Origin of the sequence: Pseudomonas sp. EL_65y_Pfl1_R83, assembly GCF_963970695.1 — a bacterium.
Classification (GTDB): Bacteria; Pseudomonadota; Gammaproteobacteria; order Pseudomonadales; family Pseudomonadaceae; genus Aquipseudomonas; species Aquipseudomonas tritici.
The window spans coordinates 1-785 of sequence record NZ_CAXAQI010000070.1 but is presented as its reverse complement, the minus strand read 5'-3'; the positions used below and the strand labels follow the sequence as shown (position 1 = coordinate 785).

2 protein-coding genes are annotated in these 785 nt (G+C 65.4%); one reads left to right on the top strand and one right to left on the bottom strand.

Annotation, left to right across the window (positions count from 1 at the left end; all coding sequences use genetic code 11):
• Nucleotides 1–150, top strand: coding sequence for a DUF1622 domain-containing protein (locus AACY08_RS30715; protein WP_445262048.1), 150 nt, complete (start codon nt 1–3; stop codon nt 148–150).
• Here the strand turns inward: AACY08_RS30715 and AACY08_RS27645 are convergent.
• Nucleotides 138–785, bottom strand: a 648-nt coding sequence (locus tag AACY08_RS27645; protein ID WP_339472286.1) for an integrase core domain-containing protein, incomplete at its 5' end; no start/stop codon positions are given. The genes AACY08_RS30715 and AACY08_RS27645 overlap by 13 nt on opposite strands.

Here is a 785-nt window from a genome sequence, read left to right as displayed (position 1 = left end):
ATCGTCTGGTCCACTCGAACCATCCGCCATGCCGGCGAGTTGCCACGCTACGACGCCTACAAGATGAGCATCGGACGCTCGCTCCTGCTCGGCCTGGAGGTGCTGGTCGCGGCGGACATTGACGTTGCCCCCAACTTCTATCCAGCGTGATGGAGACTCTGACGGTTGGTTTTGCCCATCTGGGCGGAGTGAGCGACGGGGGCTGACGCGGAGCTGGCCATTGAGCGCAGCGGCAGATCCCGTCGCGGGTTGAAGGTGTCGGCGTATTCGGCAGGTGTCAGCCAGCCGAGCCGCGAGTGCGGTCGGTTGAGGTTGTAATCGGTCCTCCATGACGCCGCCGTTGCCCGCACGTGCGAGAGCGAGGGGAACAGCGTCTCGTTGAGCAGCTCGTCGCGCAGCCGACCGTTAAAACTTTCGATGAAGGCGTTCTGGATCGGTTTGCCCGGGGCGATGTAATGCCAGTCGATCTTCATCCGCTCGGCGAAGCCCAGGATGGCGTTCGAGGTGAACTCGGTGCCGTTGTCGGAGACGATCATGTCCGGCTTGCCGCGCTGATTGATCAGCGCCGTCAGTTCGCGCGCCACCCGCCGCCCCGGGATCGAGGTGTCGGGGATGGCCGCCAGACATTCCCGGGTCACGTCATCGACGATATTCAGGACCCGGAAGCGACGGCCGCTGGCGAACTGGTCGTGGACAAAATCCAGCGACCACCGGGCGTTCTGCCGAGCCTCCACCAGGATCGGCGCTCGGGTGCCCACGGCGCGGCGGCGGGCCAGGCGCTTGCG